General features: G+C 36.6%; 19 protein-coding genes and 1 other annotated feature. Of the genes, 3 read left to right on the top strand and 16 right to left on the bottom strand.

Annotated features, from left to right (window positions below; all coding sequences use genetic code 11):
- Positions 1-207 precede the first annotated feature (207 nt).
- The 4 genes from ACFVT8_RS03185 to rpmG form a co-directional block, all read right to left on the bottom strand.
- Entirely contained in the window at positions 208-2103 is a 1896-nt protein-coding gene (locus tag ACFVT8_RS03185) for an LTA synthase family protein (RefSeq protein ID WP_387081990.1), read from the bottom strand.
- Between the two features lie 282 nt (positions 2104-2385).
- Entirely contained in the window at positions 2386-2595 is a 210-nt protein-coding gene (locus ACFVT8_RS03180; protein ID WP_387081991.1) for a YqgQ family protein, read from the bottom strand.
- A 1-nt stretch (position 2596) separates the two neighbouring features.
- Complete coding sequence (locus tag ACFVT8_RS03175) at positions 2597-3181, bottom strand: 5-formyltetrahydrofolate cyclo-ligase (protein ID WP_387081992.1); 585 nt, start codon at positions 3179-3181, stop codon at positions 2597-2599.
- 63 nt (positions 3182-3244) lie between these two features.
- Positions 3245-3394 (bottom strand): 50S ribosomal protein L33, encoded by a 150-nt coding sequence (gene rpmG / locus ACFVT8_RS03170; protein ID WP_008408521.1) that lies wholly within the window; start codon positions 3392-3394, stop codon positions 3245-3247.
- A 150-nt stretch (positions 3395-3544) separates the two neighbouring features.
- Here rpmG and ACFVT8_RS03165 point away from each other — a divergent pair, with 150 nt between their 5' ends.
- On the top strand, positions 3545-3997 hold the full coding sequence (locus ACFVT8_RS03165) for a hypothetical protein (protein WP_387081993.1): 453 nt from the start codon (positions 3545-3547) through the stop codon (positions 3995-3997).
- A 3-nt stretch (positions 3998-4000) separates the two neighbouring features.
- Complete coding sequence (locus ACFVT8_RS03160; RefSeq protein ID WP_387081994.1) at positions 4001-4498, top strand: hypothetical protein; 498 nt, start codon at positions 4001-4003, stop codon at positions 4496-4498.
- 80 nt (positions 4499-4578) lie between these two features.
- Here ACFVT8_RS03160 and ACFVT8_RS03155 read toward each other — a convergent pair whose 3' ends face one another.
- From ACFVT8_RS03155 to ACFVT8_RS03115, 9 genes are all read right to left on the bottom strand, one after another.
- Positions 4579-5151 carry an anthranilate synthase component II gene (locus ACFVT8_RS03155; RefSeq protein ID WP_387081995.1) on the bottom strand — a complete coding sequence of 191 codons (573 nt, stop codon included), beginning with the start codon at positions 5149-5151 and terminating at the stop codon, positions 4579-4581.
- Positions 5148-6533, bottom strand: a complete 1386-nt coding sequence (gene trpE, locus ACFVT8_RS03150) for an anthranilate synthase component I (protein ID WP_387081996.1) — start codon at positions 6531-6533, stop codon at positions 5148-5150. Before trpE ends, ACFVT8_RS03155 begins: the two co-directional genes overlap by 4 nt.
- Positions 6534-6699: 166 nt before the next feature.
- Positions 6700-6965: a binding site (T-box leader), on the bottom strand.
- 39 nt (positions 6966-7004) lie between these two features.
- Positions 7005-8075, bottom strand: coding sequence for a mechanosensitive ion channel family protein (locus ACFVT8_RS03145; protein ID WP_387081997.1), 1071 nt, complete (start codon positions 8073-8075; stop codon positions 7005-7007).
- 73 nt (positions 8076-8148) lie between these two features.
- Positions 8149-9021: a vWA domain-containing protein gene (locus ACFVT8_RS03140; protein ID WP_387081998.1), complete on the bottom strand. Its 873-nt coding sequence runs from the start codon at positions 9019-9021 to the stop codon at positions 8149-8151.
- Positions 9022-9512: 491 nt separating this feature from the next.
- Positions 9513-10172 carry a phosphate signaling complex protein PhoU gene (gene phoU / locus ACFVT8_RS03135; protein ID WP_387081999.1) on the bottom strand — a complete coding sequence of 220 codons (660 nt, stop codon included), beginning with the start codon at positions 10170-10172 and terminating at the stop codon, positions 9513-9515.
- 12 nt (positions 10173-10184) lie between these two features.
- Positions 10185-11018 carry a phosphate ABC transporter ATP-binding protein PstB gene (gene pstB, locus ACFVT8_RS03130; protein WP_387082000.1) on the bottom strand — a complete coding sequence of 278 codons (834 nt, stop codon included), beginning with the start codon at positions 11016-11018 and terminating at the stop codon, positions 10185-10187.
- Between the two features lie 12 nt (positions 11019-11030).
- Positions 11031-11909, bottom strand: a complete 879-nt coding sequence (gene pstA, locus ACFVT8_RS03125; RefSeq protein ID WP_337989453.1) for a phosphate ABC transporter permease PstA — start codon at positions 11907-11909, stop codon at positions 11031-11033.
- 1 nt (position 11910) lies between these two features.
- On the bottom strand, positions 11911-12858 hold the full coding sequence (gene pstC / locus ACFVT8_RS03120) for a phosphate ABC transporter permease subunit PstC (RefSeq protein ID WP_049663908.1): 948 nt from the start codon (positions 12856-12858) through the stop codon (positions 11911-11913).
- Positions 12859-12922: 64 nt separating this feature from the next.
- Positions 12923-13897: a PstS family phosphate ABC transporter substrate-binding protein gene (locus ACFVT8_RS03115; protein WP_387082001.1), complete on the bottom strand. Its 975-nt coding sequence runs from the start codon at positions 13895-13897 to the stop codon at positions 12923-12925.
- Positions 13898-14291: 394 nt separating this feature from the next.
- Between ACFVT8_RS03115 and ACFVT8_RS03110 the strand changes: the two genes are divergently transcribed.
- Entirely contained in the window at positions 14292-14486 is a 195-nt protein-coding gene (locus tag ACFVT8_RS03110) for a hypothetical protein (protein ID WP_387082002.1), read from the top strand.
- A 137-nt stretch (positions 14487-14623) separates the two neighbouring features.
- On the opposite strand, the gene ACFVT8_RS03105 is transcribed toward ACFVT8_RS03110, so the two are convergent.
- From ACFVT8_RS03105 to ACFVT8_RS03095, 3 genes are all read right to left on the bottom strand, one after another.
- On the bottom strand, positions 14624-16828 hold the full coding sequence (locus tag ACFVT8_RS03105) for a peptidoglycan D,D-transpeptidase FtsI family protein (RefSeq protein ID WP_387082003.1): 2205 nt from the start codon (positions 16826-16828) through the stop codon (positions 14624-14626).
- 437 nt (positions 16829-17265) lie between these two features.
- Entirely contained in the window at positions 17266-17871 is a 606-nt protein-coding gene (locus ACFVT8_RS03100) for a superoxide dismutase (RefSeq protein WP_387082004.1), read from the bottom strand.
- 255 nt (positions 17872-18126) lie between these two features.
- The gene (locus tag ACFVT8_RS03095) at positions 18127-18606 is read right to left on the bottom strand and encodes a DUF456 domain-containing protein (RefSeq protein ID WP_370081597.1); all 480 of its coding nucleotides are present in this window, start codon (positions 18604-18606) and stop codon (positions 18127-18129) included.
- Positions 18607-18810: the final 204 nt, after the last annotated feature.

The raw sequence follows: 18810 nt of genomic DNA, 5'->3' as shown, positions 1-18810 counted from the left end.
CTGAGCGTCTAAAATTTCAGTTTGATATTATACCTAAAAATTTTTCCATACGCCCCTATTGAAATGTAAACACACTATTTGTTTATATATCCATAATATGGATGTGATAAGCTCGTCACTCCTGCTAACGGAAAATGAAGATTGAACATCATGCCTCACCCCTAACAGTGCAAAAAGAGATCTCACGTTAGTGAGATCTCTTTTTTGTTACTTGGCTTCCCCTTGCTTCAAGTTACCTGTCTTTGAATCATAGAAGCGGAGTAAATCACCGTTTATGATGGCATCCGAATTTTCAAGCTCTTTCGTAGCTCGATCAGCGTATGGCTGACATGGCTCACCATCAATTTCTTCGCCAGTTGCTTTGTCATAGCAAGCTTCACCAGCATATACATATTTATCTGTTACAAAACGACCATCGCGGAATACAACGAAGTCTTCATGCTCTGGTGAGAATAGGTCTGCACCAAGTTGCATGTCTTTTGAAGTTTCAACGCCAAGAAGGTGTAAAATTGTTGGACGTAAATCCATTTGTCCAGAAATCTCTGTCATTTCTTTACCATCACCTGATCCTGGAATATGGACGAATAAAGGTACTTCTTGTAGCATTGCATTATCAAATGGTGTAATGCTATCTTTTCCTAAATATTGAGCCATCGCTTTGTTGTGGTTTTCTGAAATACCGTAATGGTCACCATACATTACAATAATAGAGTTATCATATACACCTTGATCTTTTAAACTTTGGAAGAAGTCTTTAAGTGCTTCATCCATATAACGAACTGTTTGGAAATAACGATTTAAAGTACCTGAGTTTGAAGTATATTCAGGAATCATTACATCTTCCGGATCCAAAGTGAATGGATAGTGGTTCGTTAAAGTAATTAATCGAGAATAGAATGGCTGTGGCATATCTTTCATTAATGCTGCAGATTGCTCTACGAACGGGATATCTTTCATTCCCCAGTTAACCGCTTCCCCTTCGCCAATCTTATATGAATCTATGTCATAGTATTTATTAATGTGTAATGATTGATACATCATGTCACGGTTCCAGAATGATTTATTATTCGGATGCATGACATTTGTAAAGTAGCCATTATCACCAAGACGCTCAGCCATTGAGTTATACGTATTTCCACCGTGTGTGAAGAATACTGCACCACGACCTAAGCCGAACAATGAGTTTTCTAAAATAAACTCTGAGTCAGAAGTTTTACCTAATCCAGTTTGGTGATAGAAGTTACTGAAATAATAAGTATCTTTATCTTTTGTTAAAGAGTTTAAGAATGGTGTAATTTCATGACCATCCATTTGGTTATTAATCACAAAGTTTTGTAAAGATTCCATTGAAACAACAATTAAATTACGCCCCTTATATTTACCAAACATTTCAGGGTTGATCGCTGCTTGATTAGAGCGAATATAGTTGTTCACTTCTACTAATTCACTACCATCCGCTAATGCACGTTGGGCAGAAGATTTTGATTGTATATAAATGTCATATAAATGGTAGTTATAAGTACCGATGTTTTTTACAAGTAATTCACGGTCAAAGCTACGTGTTAACAATTGTGGACGCTCTGTTTCAGCTAATCCTAAGTTTAAGAACGACACAGCAATCGCTAATACGAAGTACGCGCGACGGAATTCCACGTTTACTTTTACTGCATCTTTCATCATAGGCAAATATTTATTAGCTAAAATTAGAATAAGTACGTCAACGAAATATAATAAATCCCAAGGGCTAACAATCGCTGCTACTGAAGTTCCTAAATCACCAAAGTTACTTGTTTGGAATAATACCGGTAACGTAATAAAGTCGTTGTAGAAACGATAGAACGCGACATTCCCATATAAGACAATAGACAAAATAACACTGATAGTGATTATATAACGACTTTTAACTTTTGGCGATTTAAAGAATAACGATATACCATAAGCAAATAGCACGAAGCTTAATGGATTAATAAACAAAATAAATTGTTGCATCGCATTTTCGATTTTCATCTCAAAGCTTGTGTTATAAACAATGACCGTTTTTATCCAAGTTGCTACAATTGCTAGTATCATAAATGAATGTTTAGGCCACTTTATTGTTTTCATCCTTAACATCCTCCCTACTTTCTTACAAAAAAAATAATAATTTTTTACAATTTGTTACTGAAACAAAATATATCTTAATCCATTTTTTACAGATAATCAATAGATATATTTTTGGTAAAACTGTGCTTTTCGCTCGTATATGCGCCAGATATTAATATATACGCTTTAGTTTGTAAAAAGTTTCGTAAATCATAAAAACAGTGGAAAACCACTGTTTTTTAAGAATATTACATACATGTTACATTATTTTTACAATACCACAAATAAATTATATTTAAAACATTACTGATTATTTTCTTTCATGCGAAGTTTTGTTGTTTCTTGTCGAATTAGTAATAATGCCATTTGGTAATCTTTAATATCTAGTACATTCGCTTTATACAACTCACGAATTTCATCCTCCATTAACATCAAATCACCAATGGGATCACGTGTGTAAATATAAGTGCCATATGTTTTTAATAATTGGTAAATATCTAACATTTTGTCCATTTTAGTTCGCTCCTCGTTGTGTTACACAGTCAATACGTTTTGTCGGTGTCACAATGATATCTACTGGGCAATCGTGTGCTTCTTTTGGTACGTGTTCATATAGCTGCTCATTAAATAGCAGAGACATGAGCTTACCTTTCTTATAATTTAATATATAGCGATCATAATAACCACCGCCATAGCCTATTCGATAGCCCAACTTATCAAACACAACTCCGGGAACAAGTATGACATCCATTTCATTTGCGTCAACAAACTCACATTTCTCCGGAATTGGCTCACGCAAATGCATATAAACAGTTTCAAGCTGGGTAAACGATCCGATGGCATAAAATGACATTTCTCTTGTTTTCGGATTACATTTAGGTACAGCGACTTTTTTACCAAGTTGCCATAGTTCTTCTATTAAATGAATTGTGTCGACTTCTGGCTTATTGGAAATGGTAATGCCGATTGTAGTTGCTTCTATTATATATGGTTCTTGTAGCACTTTTTTTGCTACAGCAAATGATTGGTCATCGTAAGCTATTTGGCTCATTTTTGCAAGAGCTTCCTTTACCTCGTTCCGTAAAGTTGTTTTATCCATGCTAAGCTACCTCCTAAAATGTAAGAAAGCCAAAACCACTTGTGGTTTTGGCTTAATGAGCGATTACTTAGTTTCACGGTGAAGAGTGTATTTCTTCTCGCGAGAGCAATATTTTTTAAGTTCAAGACGCTCTGGATTGTTACGCTTGTTCTTTTTAGAAATGTAGTTACGTTCGCCGCAATCTGTGCAAGCTAAAGTAATGTTTACGCGCATTATTAACCCTCCCACTCTATATCAAGAATTTAAATTTTGAGCATGATTTATACGACTAACCTATTATAACATAAACTGAAAAAAAATCTACCTTCATTTCATATTAAGTTCGCATATGGTAAAATACCTTATAATTACATACTTAATGAGGTGAAACTATTGGATTTATCCATCATACTTATGATTTTGGGGATTCTCCTAATTATTGTGTCGTTCTTTTTCAAAAATAGTGCGAAAAAAGTCGAACAAGATGTAGAGGAGCTATCCATCTCAATTTTTCAAGAAACAAATAATTTAAAACGTCGTCTAAAAATTGTTGAGGAGGAACTGTTATTAGAGCCAGAGTTTCAGGTTAAATCACAGTCAGCGCAAACAAACACTATTCTAGATCCGAAGGTCCAACAAGTCATGCAAGCGGTTCAACAGGCTGCTCAGTCATCGAAAACAGGACAAGCTACTCCAACAACGAAACCTATACATCAAATTATTATTAGTCAGGTGCTTGAACTGAATAAGCAGGGTCTTTCTGTAGCAGATATAAGTATTCGTTCAAATTTAACTGAAGAGCAAGTCCGCCAAGTGATTGCAAACGGAGGTCGGTAATTCATGAATAAGTCCGCTATCCGTGCATTTGGCGTTGCACTTTTTCTTGTCGGAGCAATGTTAGCTTTAGCTGCTCGTTTTGATTTCAATATCGGTCTTCCAACTAAAGCTTCCACAAATACAGAACATGTAGAGGAGCTACAAAAAAAGCTTGAACAAGCAAATAAAGAAATTGTATCGTTAAAGGAACAAACTAAGCAAGCTCCAAAAGAAAGTAATCAGAAGACAGATGCACCTGAAACAAAAGCTAAAGACAATCATAAACCGGCAGATACACCGACAAATGCTACAACAATGACACTCCAAATTTACAGCGGTATTACACCATATATTGTAGCGCAAAAGCTTGAAGATGGTGGCATCATTGAAAATAGTGTTGAAATGGAACTTTTACTTGCTAACCCTAAATACTCTCGAAGCTTACAAATTGGCTCCTACGATGTCAATTCTTCGATGTCTTTAGAAGAAATTGCAAAATTGATTACAGGAAAAAAACAATAACATTACGATTCCATTGGTAAAGATGGCTGTCATCACAAATCACAACTACTGATTTTCGATGACAGCCTCTTTTGTTTCGTTTATGAAATCTGTTCGATGAAAGCTCTCATCATAATATTGCCCTCTTGTGTCCCAATGGATTCCGGATGAAATTGCAGCCCAAAAAGTGGGTACTCTTTATGTTGAATCGCCATAATTTCATCATCATCACTGGACTTTGCTAAAATATTAAAATCCTCATGTAAGGTGTTTTGCTCAATGACGAGGGAATGATAGCGCATTACTTCTATTTTACCTTCTAACTGAGCAAATAAGCCGGTTTTTTCGTATTGAATCGTAGATAATTTTCCGTGCATTATATTTTTAGCTTGAACGATGCTACCTCCAAATGCTTGCCCTATCGATTGGTGTCCAAGACAAATGCCCAAAATCGGAAATTTCGTATAAAGCTCTTTAACAACATTCACTGTTATCCCTGCATCAATTGGCGTACCTGGGCCAGGAGATAAAATAATGGCTTCTGGTTGCATTTTCTTAATTTCTTCTACTGTGATTTCGTCATTACGTACTACTTTTACATCTTTCCCTAGCATACATATTTGTTGAAACAAATTATAGGTGAATGAATCATAGTTATCGATCAGTAAAATCATTTTTTTACCTCCAATAGCGCGCGAGCTTTATTCAATGTTTCCTCGTATTCAGACAATGGCACTGAATCGTAAACAATTCCAGCCCCTGCCTGAACATGAGCACGATGATCCTTAATGATCATTGTCCGAATAGCTAGAGCTAAATCCATATCTCCCGTTGTAGAAATATAGCCTACTGCACCTGCATAAACACCGCGCTTCACAGGCTCAAGCTCATTGATAAGTTGCATAGCGCGAATTTTCGGCGCACCTGATACTGTACCAGCAGGTAAGCAAGCTCGGAGAACCTCCAAAACATGGACATCATCACGTAAATCGCCGATAACCTCTGATACAATATGCATAACATATTTATAACGCTCAATATTCATATATTTCATTAGCTTCACTGAACCCACTTTGGCAATACGACCAAGATCATTACGACCTAAATCCACTAGCATACGATGTTCCGCGATTTCTTTTTCATCATTTAGTAGCCCTTCCGCAATCGCGTTATCCTGCTCCAGTTTTTTACCTCTAGGCTTCGTTCCTGCAATTGGATTTGTCGTTACCTTTCGATTTTTCACCTTGACTAGACTTTCAGGGGATGTACCTAAAATGATATACGAACCAAAATCCATATAGAACATATATGGTGATGGATTAGAAGTACGCAACTGACGATATACAGCAAAAGGATTACCTGAATATGGTGAAGTGAAACGTTGTGATAAGACCATTTGGAAGATGTCACCCTTACGAATATGCTGCTTAGCTTGATCAACCATTGCTACAAAATTTTCTTGGGCAATCATTGGTCTGAAATCTAACTCTCCAACCGTCATGACGTCAAATTTTGTTCCAGCATAAAGCTGTTCCTCCATCTTAGAGATAGCCAGCTCCATCGCTTCAGGGGAACGCCCTTCACCAAATAAATCAATCGCTGCTAATGTTACCTCTTGCTTTAAATGATCAAAAACAATGAATGTATCATAGAAAAAGATATGAACATCCGGCATTTCTAAATCATCCTGCAAGTATTCACCTATTTTCTCAGTATAAAATGCTGTTTCGTAACCAAAAAAACCGATTGCTCCCCCAAAAAAAGCAAAAGGGTACTGTTCCTTATGAAATGGCATAACTTGCTGTAATTTTACTAATACATTGTCACTCGATGTTTCTGTTTTACCATCTTTGGTAAAAGAATAGCCCTTCTTATCTCCAATCAATTCTGCAATTGGGTTGACGGCAATAAACGAGTAACGCCCACTCTCTTCATGCTTAGCAGACGATTCGAAAAGCATCTTATGTTTTCCTTCAAGTGATTGATAAACGGAAATTGGCGTCATCATATCACCCTGCAATGCCTTCATGGCAAACTTTCTAAGCTCAACTGTCATACTCTTTTCTCTCCTTTTCTCTGCTCTGCTCTTCTACACCAAAATTGATCAATTATGCATCGGGGTAATTGACGCTACTACTCGCTTATAAAACATTGCGCCCGAATTTTGAACTGTGTATACACTGTTCATTCCCGCCAAAACATATAAAAAGGCCTTTCCATCACAAAAGGACGGAAAAGCCGTGGTGCCACCTTCATTGGTCTTTATCAATTATGCTCCTGCATAATGGCATTCAGCTGATGTTTAGACATCCGCTAAAAGAATTAAAAGACCCACTCTATACCCTGTAACGTAGGCAGACGCTAATCCATACTTTATTCTGGATTAGAGCTCCGAAGTCCATTCACTATACATTTGTACTAGTTTCCACCAACCACTAGCTCTCTATAACAAATTATAATAGCTACTACTCTTCATCAAAGCTGATTACATGTATTCATTGTAAAACAAGAATACTAACAATTCAAATTATTTTTTATTACGAAACCATTCATCTTCTGCTGGATTTGCTAGTATAATATTTAGTTCTTCAAAGATTTGACGAATAGCAAACAAAATATCCTGTCGCACATTTAGCATCTCTGCCGTATCGTTGGTTGCCACATAGAAACGCACAAGAACGCGATAAGAGTTTGGATAAAACTCATCTATAAATACATGAATCAATTCTTTTTCTATTTTAGCATGTAAATAAATTTGCTTTTGAATAGCACTTAAAGCACTGCGTAATTTTTCTTCTTCATTTTCAGCAGCTACAAATAAAAATTGCTCACATTTCCGTTTTTCTCGTTTCGATAAGTTATAAATTGGTCGATTTACCAAATATGAGTTCGGCACATAAACAAGCCCTTTATCACCTGTTTGAATTAAAGTACTTCGAAGATTTATATCCTCAATGGTTCCTTCAATTTTTTGGTCCTCTGTTGCGATCCAATCGCCAATTTGAAACGGGTTGTCTAATGCGACTGACATCCCGCCAAAAACATGCGCTAGTGTATCTCGAATACCGAAGGCAATCGCTACACCCGTTAAGCCAATCCCGGTTAAAAAGCCATTCAAGTTAAAATTCCAGAAAGAAGCAATCGTAAACATCGCCAATATCATGATAAGAACTTTTCCTATGCGAAGAAAAAAAGGTAACAGAACATTTTGTTCCTCATCATTATTCAACTGTAGTGGCTGCTTTGTATAAAAATTCAAAACATCGTATACGCCTTTGAAGGCAAAAAAGACCATAATAGACAATACAAAATTTTTAGTTGCGACATGTGTAAATAAGAAGATTTCTAATAATATTGATAAGCTGAGTACAACCACTGCAGACATAAATGCATAGCGAATCGCTTTATTAAATTGTGCGAGTACTGTTGCCTGAAAGTTACGCTGACGATTTTTCAAAAATGTGACTGTACGATTAATAATTTTCTTTATAATAAAATGCTGAAAAAGCCAACCAATTACACATAGTGCAACGGCAATAATAACTTCCATCCACGTTGGGGTTGAAATATTAGGTAATAACCACTTCAATGAATTCAAATTTCATTCTCCTCTAGCTACTATGTATATTCACAGAAAAGGAGCCGATCAACAATGGTGATTAGCTCCTTTTTTATTGAATTGCGTCATCCGCAAAAAAAGCCTTGTTTGCAAACCAAAATTGTTGCTCATTAAAATTATGTTCGTGCATAGCGATCACTGAAAATTCTGCATGATACTTACGCATCATTTCCTCAAGTACAGCCTTCGCTTGCTTTCCAACGAGGTGCTGCCCATCGATTGGAGTTCCTTCTGTAAAAATAATAATATCCGCTTCTGTACAATGTTGATTTTCTTGGAGCAAGCCCTTTACAAAATGGAGGACAGGCAGAACGGCAGCTTCTCCCTTTTCCTTATATTCAATAAAATCCTTAAAATCGGATAAATTTAAATGCCCGTTTTCAAAGCGATAATGTACATGAATTTGACAGTCATATGGAACGATATATAAATCTCGATGGTCACGATGCGCTGTCATAAATAAAGGTAAAATTATGCTTTTACAAAGCTCAGAATATGCCGCCATACCCACTGTTTGCTCAAGACAGATAATAATTGGACCTGTTTCTTTTTTGTATTCATCGAACGGAACATAAAGGATGTTTCCCTTTTTTATTGTTTGACGATTAAGCTTTTGACGCCTAGCTACCCGCGACTTTCGCTCATCATATAAGAGCTGTTCTTTTCCATTGGACAATCGATCTGCTTGTTCAATAGCTGGTATATTTTCGCGAATTTCATGCATGATATCAGCCAATTCAAGTGCAAATGCTGCCATGTTCCGTAATGTTTCACTCTTGTAAAAAAAATCAATAAAAAAATGTTGTTCCTTGTTACTTAATTCCTCAAGATGTAAGTTTTCATATAGAAAACGTAAAAAATCACGTTGTTCTGACGTAAACTCCAGATCAAATTTCTTTATGAGTGATTCTATAGCATCTTCCACAAAGCAGCACCTCCTCAGCACATTTTTTTGGATAATGTCTATAGTATAACCAAAATAAATTTTTGACAATACACAAACACTTGCAGTATTTTGACGCTATTTTGATTAACAATGTTGCTGCCATTTAATTATGTCATGGACACTATATACCTACAAAATTAAGTATTCTATAAACTAAAGTATGGCACTTCGGTAAAACACTCTGCGTAGTATATATATCCTGGAATTTTATTCTAATTTATAGTGTTAAAACACAACTTCAGCAATGTTTTTATGTGTGAAAGCGGAGCGGTGGCAACAGAAGTACTTTTCTACGAAAGTGGAACGATAGCAATAACGCAAGCGAAGGAAGCGGCTGGTTACTCGCCATAGGAAAGCGAGTAGCATGGAACAATCCTCATTTAAAGCAACACCATATTTACAACAATCTCCTTAACCGTTTGTTTTTTTAACACTATGAAAAAAAGAGCCTATTATTGGCTCTTCATTAACTAATTATTTAATTCATAATGCTTACCTTTGACTAAGTAAAATAAGTGTTCAGCAATATTTGTTGCATGGTCAGCTGAGCGCTCTAAATATCGGCAAACAAATGTTAAGTGTGTGATTTGAGAAATATGTGCTGGATTTTCAGCCCCTGCACGTAGCAATAGTGTTATTGTCGCTCCATATAAATCATCAACGTAATCATCTAGTTCAGCAATTTCCTTGGCATGGACGGTATCTTCCTCTGTAAAAGCTTTGATAATACTCTCTAGCATTTCTACAGTCTTATTACACATTGTTTGCAAATTTGTTGTAGGAAAGACCAGTGACTCTTTTCCAATACGAATCGTCTCTTTTGCAATATTTACTGCATAGTCCCCTACTCTTTCCATATCAGATGCGGCTTTGACTAGCACCATAAGACGACGTAGATCAGTAGCTACAGGCTGCTGCTTAGCAATCATTAAAATAACATGATCGTTAATTTCTTCTTCGAGACGATTGATGATTAAATCGTCCTCAAGAATCTTTAAGGATGTCTCTAAATCTTGATTTAATAATGCTTCAAATGATATTTTAAGGGCGTTGATACTACTATTGGCTATCTCAATAAATTGTTCTTGGACTTCTTTTAATTCCTGTTCAAAACGCTCACGTACTACCATCTAATCTCCTCCTTAACCGAAACGACCTGAAATATAATCTTCAGTACGTTGATCTGCTGGTGTTTGGAAGATAACGTCTGTTTTATCGTACTCAATGACCTCTCCACTTAGGAAAAATGCTGTACGATCAGAAATTCGCGCCGCTTGTTGCATATTGTGTGTCACAATAATAATTGAATAATCTTTTTTCAATTCTTGTACAAGTTCCTCTACTTTTAATGTGGAAATCGGATCAAGTGCAGATGTTGGTTCATCCATTAAAATAACATCTGGTTCAATTGCTAAACAGCGAGCAATACAGATTCGTTGTTGCTGACCACCTGATAAACCATATGCATTTTGATTTAAGCGATCCTTTACTTCATCCCAAATTGCAGCACCGCGTAATGATTTTTCAACGATTTCATCAAGAATCTTCTTATTTTTTATACCGTGGATACGTGGACCATATGCAATATTATCGTAAATAGACTTCGGGAATGGGTTTGGCTTTTGGAATACCATCCCTACACGAGTGCGTAATTCCTCAACCGTATAGCTTTTATCTAAAATATTGCGCTCACGATAGACAATTTCCCCTGATGTTCGAACACTAGGCACAAGTTCTACCATTCTATTTAAAGTTTTTAAATAAGTAGATTTCCCACAGCCTGAAGGGCCAATTATAGCTGTTACTTCATTTTCGTAGATGCTTAAATTAATGTCTTTTAAGCCATGATGATCACCGTACCATAAATTTAAATTACGTGTATCATATACTACTTTTTTAGCAACATCAGTCGATAGCGTTGTAGCCGGATGAATCGATTTGACAATTGAATTTTCCTCTTTTATACCCAGTACCATAAGGTCACCTCATTAATAACGTTTTTGGAATTTATTTCGAATAAAGATGGCAATAGAGTTCATCAGTAAAAGCACTGTCATAAGAACTAAAATACCTGCCGCCGCTACATATTGAAATGCCTCTTGCGGACGTTTTGCCCAATCATAAATTTGCATTGGTAAAGCTGTGAATTGGCTCAATAAACCATTAGGTAAAAACTGTAAAATTACTGGAATACCAATAACAACAAGTGGTGCTGTTTCACCTATCGCACGAGACATCGCTAATATACTTCCTGTTAAAATTCCAGGAATGGCTGCAGGTAACACAACATGCAATATCGTTTGCCATTTTGTCGCGCCCATACCGTAAGAAGCTTCGCGTTGTTCATTCGGGACAGCACGAATAGCCTCCTGCGCAGCAACAATGATCACTGGTAAAATTAATAAACTCATTGTTAAACCAGCTGCTAAAACACTTTTCCCTAGTCCTAACATTCGAACAAAAATTGTTAACCCAAGTAAACCAAAAACAATGGAAGGTACACCTGCTAAGTTAGAAATATTCATACGAATAAAGTCGTTTAGTCTATTTTTCTTTGCATATTCCTCTAAATAGATAGCAGTCCCCACACCTATAATAATTGACACTGGAGCAACAACTGCCATTAGCCAAAGTGAACCTATTAAAGCTGCCTTAATACCAGCTTTATCTGCAAAACGCGAAGCAAAATTTGTTAAAAAATCGATTGTTAAATAGTCGACACCTTGTGTAATTATTCGGTAAAGCAAAATAGCTAGTGACACTAATGCAAAGGTCGTTGCTAAGAAGAATAATGACTTCCAAACTTTATTAAACGTAATACGCTTCGTCATTCGTTTCATGACGACCGTGTCATCAATATAGCGCATGCTAGTAAACCTCCCTGAAGCGTTTAGAAATATATTGAGCAAGTAAATTCATCACTAAAGTAAAGATAAATAATGTGAATCCCACTGAATAAATCGAATAATAAATTGTCGTACCATAACCAGCATCGCCAGTTGCAACTTGTACAATATACGCAGTCATCGTTTGAATCGAGTCTGTTACATCTAAATCGAATTTAGGTGTAGATCCGCCTGCAAGTGATACGATCATCGTTTCACCAATTGCCCGGGAAATAGCGAGGACAACCGAAGCGATAATGCCCGATAACGCAGCTGGTAATACTACTTTTATAGCTACTTCAAATTTTGTTGCTCCAAGAGCTAAAGCTCCTTCACGCATACTATTTGGGACAGATGACATCGCATCCTCAGAGAGTGACGTTATCATTGGTAGAATCATAATACCTACAACAATCCCCGGACTAAGTGCATTAAAAAGTTTCAACCCTGGAATAATTTGCTGTAACATTGGTGTTACAAATGTTAATGCGAAGAAGCCATAAACGATTGTTGGTACACCTGCTAACACCTCTAAAATAGGCTTAACCGTACGTCTTATTTTTTCGCTTGCATATTCACTTAAATAGATTGCAGAAGCAATGCCAAATGGTACTGCTACGACAACTGCAATAAGTGTAACTTTCAATGTTCCAGCGATTAAAGGTAATATCCCAAATAACGGTTCCTTTCCTGAAAACGGTAACCACTGTGTACCAAATAGGAAATCCGTAATCGAAACACGTTTAAAGAACTCAAACGTTTCAAAAATAAGGGTGAAAACAATGCCAAATGTCGTCAATATAGAAATAAGTGCCGCTGAAAATAATAGAGTTGGCATTGCTTTTTCCACTATTTTCTTTGTTTTTTTATTGCGCGAATTTGCAATTAATTGCTGCACAGATGATGTCTTGTTTTCTTTTTGAGAAACCATTGGGTGCTCCTTTCAAATAAGAGAGGGAAAGAGCATACATCTCTTTCCCTCTATGCATGTCTACTTATTTTAAGCCTTCTAATGTTTTTAAAGCTTCACTATATTTATCTTCTGGTAGACTGACATAACCTACTGCTTCTGCCATATCTCCTGCGTGCTCAATTGTATATTTGACAAAATCATATGCCGCTTCATTTTCTTTCATAGCACTATTTTTCACATATACAAATAATGGTCGTGAAAGCGGTGCGTATTCACCAGATTCAATTGTTTTATTTGTAGGCTCAATGCCGTTTACTTTGACGATACTTAATTTATCTTTATTTTCTAGGTAGTAAGCGTAGCCAAAGAAGCCGATTGCGTTTTTGTCACCCGCTACACCTTGAACTAGCATGTTATCATCCTCTGATAATGTTGCTGATTTTGCTAGATCAGCGCCGTCTAAAATGACTTCATCAAAATAATCGTACGTCCCTGAGTCAGTACCTGGTGAGTAGTAGACGATTTTTTCATCTGGCCAAGAAGGATCAATATCAGACCATTTTTTAGGTTTACCATCTTCAACCCAAATTTTCTTTAATTGCTCTACCGTTAAATCTTTTGCCCAATCATTTTCAGGATTCACGACAACCGAGAGGCCATCATATGCTACAGGAAGCTCTGTAAAAGCAATTCCTGCTTTCTCTAGTTTTGCTTTCTCTTCATCTTTTACCGGACGAGATGCATTTGAAAAGTCTGTCTCACCTGCGATGAATTTTTCAAAGCCACCACCAGTACCAGAAACACCTACCGATACTTTGACATTCGGTTGAGTACCTGCATACTCTTCAACAACTGCCTCAATAATTGGTGCGACAGTTGATGAACCATCTCCAGAAACAGCTCCTTGAAGTTTTTTGTCAGCAGCATCTTGTCCTGAACTCGCCGGTGCGTTTGTTTCTGTATTGTTACCTTTTTGTGCAGAGTCGCTACCACATGCACCAAGCATTAATGCTGAACCCATTACCGCTGTCATCGTTAAGTACTTCCACTTTTTCATCTCATTTGCCTCCGTCACTAACATTTTTATAGTTGTTTGTCTTACAATCTTTACTATAATGACTAAATGTTGAAGTCGTATAAACAGTTCGTAAAAGAGACGTAAAGGAATGTAATGCTTTGTAAACGATTGTAAAGATGAATTTACAATTGCAATCAATTTCATCAGGCGTAATTGTGCTGTCGATTCGCTTTCGCTACAAATAAATTGCCACAGGACGTGGCGATTCTTAGACTGAGTTCCTCTATTTCAGTAGGTGTATTTCATCGAAAAAACCACATCCGCATTCATCTCACCATCTTAAGAGGTGAATGAAGATAAAACTTGCTTCCTATTGGAAAGATGCTATAATAATCAATTGTGTCAGGAAATAATTTAAGAGGAGTTTGACTTTGTGGTTAAGCATGCAAAAGTACCAAATGCCGATTACTTTAAAACATATTTAACACTCGTTATGGAACATCGGGAATTTACTCTACAGGAAGCCGTTGATTTTATGGTAGAGTCTTATTTCTGTAATAATATAGAGCTTTATGGAATAAAATCGAAACAACAATTTGAAATAGCTATCCAACAATTATCTGTATAGTTAGTCTTGTATATAAAAATTAATAAAACACGGTATGAAATTGTGATCTTTCATACCGTGTTTTTTTCTTGGGTATTCAATAATACTCTGAAACTATAAAAAAACCGCTAGGCATTGAAATGCACTAGCGGTTTCTCCTATTTTTGCTCGTCTTCACCAATTTTGTCATTAGTAACAGCTGGTAAAATTGGTTGTTTTACATCACTATCTGTTACTTTTTCAGCTTTATATTTTGCTTTTAACTCAAAATATTTATCTACAGCTTCTCTAGCAATAACATTATTATTTGATAAATGTGCACCTGTATAAGTCGTTGCCCACGGAATGACAACAGCATAGGCAATTTCAGGATTTTCATAAGGAGCAAAGCCAACATGAGTAACGGTAAGTGTGTCCGTACCATAATACTCTTTTAAAGGTCCATAATATACTACCTGAGCTGTTCCTGTTTTTCCTGCTGCTGTATACGGTGCATTTGCAAATTGACCTCGCGCAGTACCTTGCGAACCCGTATAAACACGACGTAACCCTTGTTTGACATAGTTAATTTCATCTGCTGAATTATCAATCTGATTTAAAATTGTTGGTCCTATTTCCGTCACTAATTGTCCTAGCGATTGCCCATCTTTTGATGGCTCACGTACCTCTTTCACAACATGTGGTTGAATGCGATAGCCGCCATTTGCGATTGTCGAGATATATTGTGTCAATTGTAACGGTGTATACGTATCATACTGCCCAATCGCTAAGTCGAGTGCTTTACCCCCATAGGTTGGACCAGTTGGACCTTGTACGCCACTAAATTCATTTGGTAAATCAATCCCTGTATTTACACCTAACCCGAATTGTGCATAAGAATTACGCATTTTAGGGAATGTATCGTCTTTTAAGCGAAGTGGCATGCCATAGCTATATGGAGTTCCATTAATAAGCAAAGCTGTCTTAAACATATAAACGTTAGAAGATTGCTCCAAGGCTCTTAAACCATCCATTGAAATATAGCCACCATGATTAAAAATAGATTTTTTTACTGGTGTATTTAATAAATGAATCGGTTCATCCCCTAATACAGTACTTGGCTTAATAGCTCCTAATTTATACCCAGTTAGTAATGTTGCTCCCTTAACCGCAGAGCCAGACTCATAAGCTGTTGTAAAGGTACCATATGAATAATCGACGACTTCATTTTTCCCTGTTTCAGGATTTTTCTCAATCTTCTTACCAACCATTGATAAAATATCGCCTGTATTCGGGTCCATCATTACTAAAAAGGCACGATCAAGTAGTCGCGAACCCCCTTGTGATTTTAATTTAAGCAATTCACGCTCGACAATTTTTTCTGTTTCTAATTGTAGCTCACTATCAATTGTAAGTTTTAAATCCTTACCAGGCTCACCCTCATAGGTTGTAACGGTATCGATTACCTGTCCTTTTTTATTCGTAATATTTTTAACAACTGATTTTTGTCCTTGCAGTAAATCTTCATATTGCGCTTCAATATAACTTTCACCAACACGGTCATTTCGTGAATAATCACGAGCTAAATAATAATTCAGCTTTTCTTTTGGAATCCCTTTTGCTGGTACTGTTGTGCGTCCTAAGATAGCCAGTGATGACAATTTCAAACGCTTCCAGTCAGTTGTTGTGTTAACGCCTGGTAACTGAGTTAAACGCTCAGAGACACGTGCAAATTCATCGGCAGATACATTTTCACTCTTAATAATTTGCGGTGATAAATTGTAGCCTGATACCATCTCTCGATAGATTGCTAGTACTTCTAAGTCCTTTTCTTTCAATTGCAATAATTCTTCGTTTGTGATTCGTTCACGAACAAGTTTATCTATCTGTGCATTGATTTGACTTTCCGTTACATTTTCTTGTGCCCTAATTTTCTTTTTTTCTTTCTCTGTTACTTTTGCATAGGCTTCGTCATGATTTTTTATAATCCAAAAATCTTGTTTGTCACGTAATGTAACACGCTTCGTTGGCTGTTCAATCAATTGTGCCAGCTTTTCGGCTATTTCTAACATTTCCTTTGTTGTTGTCGTCGACATTTTCGTATACGTAATAGCATTTTCTGGTTGGTTATCCACTAAAATACGCCCGTATCGATCATACATACGTCCCCTTGGCACACTTGTATTAACAGCTACTTCCTCTTTTTGCTCTAAATCGCGTACATATTCTTCCCCTTTTACGATTTGCATATAGCCAAGTCTAAAAATTAGCATCGAAAATACGATAAATATAGCAAAGAAAAGGACATTCATACGAAATGTTAAATTAGAGTGATGTTTTGCTTTAACACTCGTCGCGCGATTTTTTCCCGGTGCTTTGCGCATATGTATTCCCCTCCTCATCTAATTACAATTTAAATACACACGATATTTAGTATACCATTCGAAGGTACGTCAGGAAAGCATGCACTTGCGAATTTATGCTTGAAAACATCATTTATTTGACGGCACTTTAAGTTGAAAAGTTTCTGTTTTTTGGCGATTGCTAGAAAAATAATTTTCACATTAAATATTAGGAGAGTAAGATACAATGTGAAGCTTCAAAAAGTTTCGGCGATCCCCCTCCCTTTCAGTTGATTTACTGCCAATTTTAGGAGCGTTGGAAAATTTACCTCCACCTTATATTCATAAGATTTTAGAACCTAATAAAAAAACAGCAAAAAAGGCTATGCCTCGGTGACTCATCACCATTGACATAGCCTTCAAATCAATTATGCCTCAGCATAATTGCGTCCGGAATCGGAAAAGTTAAATAATAATTATTATTTTGCAGCTTGGAATTTAGCTTCTACTACATCCCAGTTTACTACGTTCCAGAATGCGCCGATGTAATCTGGACGACGGTTTTGGTAGTTTAAGTAGTAAGCGTGCTCCCAAACGTCTAAACCTAGGACTGGAGTTTTACCTTCCATAACTGGAGAGTCTTGATTTGGAGTAGATGTAACAGCAACTGAGTCACCATCAACGATTAACCAAGCCCAACCTGAACCGAAGCGAGTTGTAGCAGCTTTTGCAAATTCTTCTTTGAATGCATCGAAAGAACCGAATTTAGCATCGATTGCTTTTGCAACTTCGCCAACTGGAGTTTTTGAACCGCCTGGAGCGATTACTTCCCAGAATAATGTATGGTTAGCATGTCCGCCACCGTTGTTACGTACAGCAGTTTGTTTGTCAGCTGGAAGAGCATCAATGTTTGCGATAAGATCGTTAAGATCTTTTCCAGCAAATTCAGTGCCTTCTACTGCTGCGTTTAAGTTTGTTACATAAGTATTGTGGTGTTTAGAATGGTGAATTTCCATTGTTTTTGCATCGATATGTGGTTCTAATGCGTCATAAGCGTAAGTTAATTGTGGTAATTCGTAAGCCATTGTTAAGTTCCTCCCTAAAGTAAAGAAATAATTAATACATTCTTAGATTATCAAAATTGGTCAAACCATTCAACGAAAAATACTTCAAATTGAAGATTTCAGCCTTTTGACTGAAAAGCCAATACGATTACTATACTTCCCTGTTATTTTATTAATTATGCCTCGGCATAATTGCGTCCGGAGGCTTTTAAATTCTTTCAACGGATGTTTGGACACCTGCTGAAGGAATTTAAATAGTTAAACTATAGAAGGAAATTATATCGCTATAAAGAACACGACAATCATAACGATTTGAATAACTGCTTTTGCAAGTGTTGATGTTAAGAAGCCAACAAGTGAGCCAACACCGCTTTTCACAGCCTCTCCAAATGTACGACGCTCTACGATTAATTCTCCAATCACAGCTCCTAAAAATGGACCAACTAATATACCTACAACCGGAATTACGAAGGGACCAATTAATAAACCAATGGTGCTCCCCCACATACCAGCATTTGAACCACCGAATTTTTTAATACCAAAGGCGTTGGCTACAGAATCAGCAACAAATAAAATGACAACAAATATAATCTCACTCGCCCAAAACAACCAGCTTAGCTCTGCAAATGAAAAAAATAATCCATATACTAAAAAACCACCGATTAAAAAAATCACACCTGGAATTATCGGGTACACTAATCCAACAAATGAAATAATAAAGCAGGCAATCACTAAGATCCAGCCAACAACTTCCATAAAAATTCTCTCCTTTATCGTGCATTGCCTTTCATACGGATTCACAAAGCTAAAAGTTTCGTTTATCTTCATTCAACGGATGTATTTGTATCGTAAGTGCAACGTCAGTTACACATGTTTCCTGTAGCGAAAGTGAAGCGACAGCTACAAATGTTTTCCGCGCGAAAAAGCGTAGCGACAGCAGCAATTACGCCAAGGCGAAAT

The sequence above is a fragment of the Lysinibacillus sp. NPDC058147 genome (assembly GCF_042884205.1).
Lineage (GTDB): Bacteria > Bacillota > Bacilli > Bacillales_A > Planococcaceae > Lysinibacillus.
The sequence above is the reverse complement of the archived record's forward strand: the minus strand, read 5'-3'. Positions and strand labels throughout refer to the sequence as shown.